Annotated in this window: 6 protein-coding genes; 2 read left to right on the forward strand and 4 right to left on the reverse strand. The window is 54.8% G+C overall.

From position 1 onward, the window contains the following. Positions 1-1,426: 1,426 nt before the first annotated feature. Positions 1,427-2,650 (forward strand): sensor histidine kinase, encoded by a 1,224-nt coding sequence (locus tag J2I46_RS30600; RefSeq protein ID WP_229380040.1) that lies wholly within the window; start codon positions 1,427-1,429, stop codon positions 2,648-2,650. Positions 2,651-2,660: 10 nt separating this feature from the next. Beyond that, positions 2,661-3,713 carry a response regulator gene (locus tag J2I46_RS30605; protein WP_207332914.1) on the forward strand — a complete coding sequence of 351 codons (1,053 nt, stop codon included), beginning with the start codon at positions 2,661-2,663 and terminating at the stop codon, positions 3,711-3,713. 473 nt (positions 3,714-4,186) lie between these two features. Here the strand turns inward: J2I46_RS30605 and J2I46_RS30610 are convergent, their stop codons facing one another. The 4 genes from J2I46_RS30610 to J2I46_RS30625 form a co-directional block, all read right to left on the reverse strand. Continuing rightward, positions 4,187-4,693 carry a hypothetical protein gene (locus J2I46_RS30610; RefSeq protein WP_207332915.1) on the reverse strand — a complete coding sequence of 169 codons (507 nt, stop codon included), beginning with the start codon at positions 4,691-4,693 and terminating at the stop codon, positions 4,187-4,189. A 119-nt stretch (positions 4,694-4,812) separates the two neighbouring features. After that, positions 4,813-5,094 carry a hypothetical protein gene (locus J2I46_RS30615; RefSeq protein WP_207332916.1) on the reverse strand — a complete coding sequence of 94 codons (282 nt, stop codon included), beginning with the start codon at positions 5,092-5,094 and terminating at the stop codon, positions 4,813-4,815. Between the two features lie 129 nt (positions 5,095-5,223). After that, entirely contained in the window at positions 5,224-5,580 is a 357-nt protein-coding gene (locus J2I46_RS30620; RefSeq protein WP_207332917.1) for a LytTR family DNA-binding domain-containing protein, read from the reverse strand. Positions 5,581-5,738: 158 nt separating this feature from the next. After that, positions 5,739-6,000: hypothetical protein (locus J2I46_RS30625; RefSeq protein ID WP_207332823.1), on the reverse strand; the 262-nt coding region annotated here is incomplete at its 5' end.

Consider the following 6,000-nt stretch of genomic DNA (forward strand, 5'->3'; position numbering starts at 1 on the left):
CGGCCCAGGGGTGACAACGCATCGGGGTTGTCATGGACCTGGCCTGGGCCGCTGGCAGCTGCCTGAAGGACCCAATCAGGGCACCAATCACCTCTTTACAGACCGGTCACTACTGAAGCAGTGAGGCAGCGGTCGGCCCCCGATGTAACCACTCTGTCATATATCACCGGGGAATGGCATTACAATTGTAATGAAGGGGTAGTGCGTGGCGGGGTCCTGTCTGGGATTTGGGTACAAGTGAGCGAATAATTTTGGGTCATCTACCTGTAAATGAGCAAGATGACCGTTTTTTGCGGTGAGAAAATGGGAAGATCCACCGCTGACCTTGGGTAAGCAAAAAATCCGGGTTGATCCCGGGCGGGCAAAACAGGCCTGATCCAGGGACCAAGAGCCCTGGTTGGGCCCGTTTTCCGCTCTCACCCTGGCCAGGCTACAACGGTTCATCCCACCAACATTGTAGTAACCTCACCTCGGCTCACGGGTGACATCGGCCCTTCAGGGGTAAGAGCGACCCTCAGGCCACGGAGGGCGGGGGCAAGCAGGCTAGAGCACCCCTGCCGGAGCCCGTTTGCTCCGCTTACAAACCGGTCACTACTGAATGAGTGAGGCAATGGTTCAGCGGCCCGCTCGTGCTATGTAACCAGTGAGTCATATATCACCGGGAAAGTGCATTACAATTGTAATGGCCTGGTAGTGCGTGGCGGGGTCATACCTGGGATTTGGCCTGCGATGAGCGAAGAATTTGAGCTTAGTTAGCTTATGATGAGCGAGTTGACCGTTTTTTGCGGTAGAAAAGTCGTAAGATCCAGCGCTGACCTTGGTTGGGTGAGAATTAGTGTTGGCGAAAAGCGGGACAAAAAGGTCTAATAGGACATTAGAAAAGCATTTTCTAGCCTTGTTTAGCTTCAATATCCCCTATTCTACAACTGGTTTAGAACAGCACGCTAGCCGCTAACTGCAGTAACCTGCTTTCGGGCTATAAGTGACATAAGCGATCTGATAGCTAAGTTCACTGGATTATCCCTCGAAGGGCTGGTTAAGCAAGCGTGATAGACCTGCTGGAGGCGGCATGATTCGGCTCACTAATCGCCGCTCAGTGAGTCCGCCAGCTACCTACCAGCTACCCCTGTGATGTAAACACTTTATCATGCTTTTAGCTTGGCCTAGCTACCCGCCTGCGCCATTCCCAAAAGCAACTGCAATTTTCTGCTTGCCAGGGATGGTAAGAGGGTCGAAAGCTTAGCTTTTTTGAGTAGCATGGCCGGGGTATGCTAGCCGATCCAGGCCGTGCGGCTAAGTACTTCTTACACTATATTCCTTGCCAATAAAGGGAGTCGGTCATATAGCTGGCTGATGATCATCATTGTTAGCCTGCAAAGAAGCGGCAACCTTGCTATTCTATAACCGCCTTTTCACCAGCCCATTTATGCCCTCAACTCTGGAAGATCTACGCAATACCGGGGCAACTGACCTGCTAAAGCAATTAGAGCAACGGGTTGAACAGCTCACTGCCCAGTTAGCGCAGCGGACGGCGCAGGTCGAGGCGCTTCAGCTGGCTGGCTGGGGCCAGCCAACGGCCTTGTTGGCCCACATTGTTGAGCACACGGCCTTGGCCATTGGCATTGTCAGGAAACCCAATTGGGTCATTGAGCTAGCCAACCCAGCCATGTGTCTGCTTTGGGGTCAGACGGAAGCCCAGGTACTGGGTCAGCCTTTACTGAGCCTGCTCCCCCAGGCCAGCCAGGATCTGGAGCAGGCTTTACGGGAAGTCTTACAAACGGGAAAGCCCCTGCAACGTAGCGAGTACGCCCTTCCCGTGCGCTTAGGCGATACAATGGCTATTCGCTACCTGGATCTTAGGTATGACCCTCTCCCTTCCAATGATGGAGTATTACAGCGCATTAGTTTAACCGCCGTTGATGTGACCACCCGGGTTCAGACCCGCCACCAGGCGGAGAAACTGCTAACTGAAAAACGGGAGCTTCACCAGCTGGAATCGAACTTTGTGACCCTGGCCTCCCATGAGTTTCGCACGCCAATGGGGACTATTCTCTCATCGGCCTCCCTGATTGGCCGTTATAATGGAGCCGATGATGCCGATAAACGGGAGCGTCACGTGCAACAAATTAAGACGGCCGTAAACGCGCTGAATGAATTGATCACCGATTTTCTGTCGTTAGGAAAATTAGATAAGCTAGGCCAGATGCAGCCGCTGGTACTATCCCTTTTCTGCGGTGAAACGATGGCCCAGACGCAGGCCATCGCTAAAGCTGACCAACGATTTATTTACCGGCATCTGGGCGGTGATCCGGCGATTACTACTGATGGGAACCTGCTGAAAAAAATTTTGGTCAACCTGCTGGTCAATGCCAGTAAGTATTCTTCGGAGGGGAAAGTCATTGAACTGACCACGCGTACTACGGACGCGCTCCTGCTGATCCAGGTTCGGGATGAAGGCATTGGTATTTCAGACGTGGATAAAGAGAACCTGTTTATCAACTTCTTCCGGGGGCGCAGCGCCGTTCACGTGCAGGGCACAGGCCTGGGACTCTATATCGTTAAACGCTACGTCGATTTGCTGGGTGGAACTATCACCTTTACCAGCCAGCCTGGTCAGGGCACCATCTTTACCGTCGAACTACCCCTATAGCCCACTGCTTATGAAGACCATTCTGGTCATTGAAGATCACCCCGAGATGCGGGCCAACATCACAGAAATTCTGCAATTAGCTCCCTACCAGGTGCTCCAGGCGGCCAACGGGAAGCAGGGAGTCGATCTGGCCCGGCGGCAACGGCCCGATTTGATCCTGTGTGATGTCATGATGCCTGATCTGGACGGCTACGGGGTATTGCACATCGTGAGCAAAGACGCCGAGCTATCGGGAGTCCCCTTTATCTTTTTGACGGCAAAAGTGGAGACGACTGATTTTCGCTTTGGAATGAACCTAGGGGCAGATGATTATCTGACCAAGCCCTTCGACGATGTATCCCTGCTCAACGCCGTAGAACTGCGCTTGAAGAAGGGCAAACAGGGCCAGTCCATGAATATTTCCACTCAAGCTCAGATCAAGCTGGGCCTGGCCGTCCAACAACTGGCCGATGCCCGGGACCAGTTGTGCGAGAACTTCCCCTCCCAGGAACACAAAAAAAAGCAGGTGCTCTTTAGGGCGGGCAACTCACCCAGCTCACTCTATTTTATCCGGCGCGGTCAGCTAAAGCTGTTCTCCACCGACCGCCTGGGGAATAGTTACATCACGGGACTCTACGGCGCAGGCGATTTCGTAGGCTACCAGCCTTTGCTGGCCGCTACCGCTTACAAAGAGTCAGCCGAGGTCCTTGACCAAGCCGAGGTGTGCGTCATTCCCAAGGCGGATTTTCTCTACCTGATTCAACATAATCGGCCAGTGGCCACCGAATTCAGCCGGATGCTGGCTCAGGATCTGGCCAACAGTCATGATAGGCTCCTGAAACTAGCTTATCAATCGGTCCGTCAACGGACGGTTGATGCGCTACTGCTTGTTCAACGCAAGTTCTATGCCGATCGGCCGCCTGTCCTAACGCTGACCCGCGAGAGCTGGTCGCAGCTGGTCGGTGCCTCCATCGAAACCGTGATTCGCACGCTGCGTGATTTGCAGAAAGCCGGGCTAATTGACCTAACAGGAAGTCAGGTCACCCTGCTGGACATTGACAGGCTAAGTCGGTTAAACCACTAAGCTAACAGGCCTCACCGGATAGGCAACTCTGCCTGCTACTCAGCACTCATCACTTACTGATCCAGTAAGCTATACTGGTCACGCCTGGTATCGATTACCAAAATCGAATGCATAAAGAGCGTTTGCCTGTCATTCCCCCAATGCCCAGGGCCATCATTCGTCTAAGCTGGCTCTCCGTAGTCCCGCCGTATGAAGCCCGCTCCCAAGTAGCGCTGGTCACCGAACCTGTGGTGGGACATGCGTATTGCTCAGCCACCTTCAGGCTAGATAGGGTCAAAAAAAGCCCCGGCCTACAGGACCAGGGATTTCTACTACTTCCGTAAAGATAAAACAATGTATGTGGGTAGAGAACAGGCCCGGAAGATAACCCCTTTAATCGCTTTGGTTTAGTGAGCCTACGGGAGTGGCCACAAAAGCCCTGAATCAGTAGCAGGCAGGAATTTTTATCGCTATACACTCAGACTTAGAGAGAGCTATGCAACTGTAGCTGCTCCAGCGCTCTCTGCTGTCTCGCTCCGGTGGCGGGTGTAATGACGAATAGCCGCGCTCAGGGGATAGGTATCTTCGTCTACCCCCCAGCGGGCCAGGGCCAGCTCGGCGGCCTCTTTAAGGAACCGGGTGGTCTCCAGTCGCAGCTCGATTTCCTCGCGCAAACGCTGGCGGAAGATACTCGTCACAAAGGTGTTGAAGGCCACGGCCCGAGCCGGGGTGATTCCCTCGATGCACCCCGCGCGCATCTGCCACTCGGGAATCTGGATCTCCAGGCGCTCGGTGAGCGCCCCATCGGCTACCGACTGGCCATCGGCACTCCGGCGCTCGCGCTGAAGCAGGGCGAAGAGATAGGCCGAGTAGGGATTGAAGGGCTTGCGCTGCTCGCGGGAGACAAACAGGGCCTCCCCTTTGGTGGAAGCCAGGATGATGCGTTTAACCAGGGGCGTAACGGGCAAAGAGAGACTACGGCAACTAGCAGAAGACGACATGGGGAAGGGCAAGGCTACAGCAAGACTCAATAAAGCTAGGATCTGGTCAGGGGGACTAACAGGTCACCACGCTCACGCCGTGATAGTTCTGACCTGTTAGTCCCCCTGGGGAAAGTGGCTTAGTCCAGCTCGTAGGGCTCATCAGGATAATCGTCTTCCTCCTCATCGCCGTCCTCCTCAACGGAACGGTGACGATCCTGATAGGTAGCCAGAATCGACTGGCAGCCCTCTAGGATAGCCTGCATAGCAGGCGTAAGCTGGCCCGCCGTAGGACCAGAGGCAATGACCAGTTGGCCCGTGGCGGGCTCAAAGCTGGCGGCGACAAATTCATCATACCCATGCTGGCGACAGAGCGCCCCCAGGGCCTGGGTAAACGCGGGAGTTGGAGAGAAAGAGGGCATAAAAAGAGGTGAGTTAGCTGGGGAAACGGGCAGTGGATAGAAATATCCACAACCAGCTTACGAAGCTAAATCGCCTCTTTTGATGCATCGCAATAACTTGAGGCCAGTTACACTTTTTCTTACAATCCCTTATAAACCAGCCAGTTGCTTGGCACGGGTTAACTCCCCAAAAAGCCGCTTTTTGTGGTAGCGCGACAGGCCAACTAGCCCCTGATCCTGAAGCAGCACGCCCTGCCGGGTGATGGCCTGCACCTGCTGGGGATTGACGGCTACGGATTTAGTGATACGAGCCATAAAGGGAAAGCGCTGGCACATCACCCCCAGCGTGTAGCCGTAGACCAGGGGCCAGCGCTGGCCCCGCAGGTGAACGCGGGTGTAATTGTCAGCCGCCTCAAAGCGCACAATCTGGCTAAGGGGCAAGGGCTGGCCCAGCCCGCGAAGGTGCAGGCTAGGTAGGGGAGCAGGGGACGACCTGATGGGGCTCATGCAAGGGAAAACTAGACCTATCGGAAGCAGGGTCCTAATGCTTGGTAAGCCAGGCCCGCTGCCCTTGTGCTGATTATAAACAGATGTATCTTTGTTGTCGTGAATTTTCCTCTTTTGCCCGGTTTGCGTGTCGAGACGCAGCCGGGCTTTTTTGTGGGCTACACCCAGCTGGCCACCTCGCCCGTATAGCGGTAGAGGGCGTCCATCTCCCCCACCAGCCGATCCCCGTCGCGCTTGTCGTAGAACTGCACCTTGCGGAAGCGACCGCCCTCCTGGGCCCTAACCCGCCGCTGGAAATAGCCAAACATCTTACTGCGCTTGTGGGGACTGTCCCAGGGAAAAATCACAAACGTAGCCTTACTGCCATCAAGGCGAATCAAAAGCGCCTTGATAAAGGCATCGGTGTAAACCTGGGGGGGA

Origin of the sequence: Fibrella forsythiae, from assembly GCF_017353175.1 — a bacterium.
GTDB lineage: Bacteria > Bacteroidota > Bacteroidia > Cytophagales > Spirosomataceae > Fibrella > Fibrella forsythiae.

Excerpts from the sequence above, each read along its gene's own strand:
- J2I46_RS30600 (WP_229380040.1), top strand. The coding sequence starts at position 1,427 with ATGCCCTCAACTCTGGAAGATCTACGCAATACCGGGGCAACTGACCTG.
- J2I46_RS30605 (WP_207332914.1), top strand. The coding sequence starts at position 2,661 with ATGAAGACCATTCTGGTCATTGAAGATCACCCCGAGATGCGGGCCAAC.
- J2I46_RS30610 (WP_207332915.1), bottom strand. The coding sequence starts at position 4,693 with ATGTCGTCTTCTGCTAGTTGCCGTAGTCTCTCTTTGCCCGTTACGCCC.
- J2I46_RS30615 (WP_207332916.1), bottom strand. The coding sequence starts at position 5,094 with ATGCCCTCTTTCTCTCCAACTCCCGCGTTTACCCAGGCCCTGGGGGCG.
- J2I46_RS30620 (WP_207332917.1), bottom strand. The coding sequence starts at position 5,580 with ATGAGCCCCATCAGGTCGTCCCCTGCTCCCCTACCTAGCCTGCACCTT.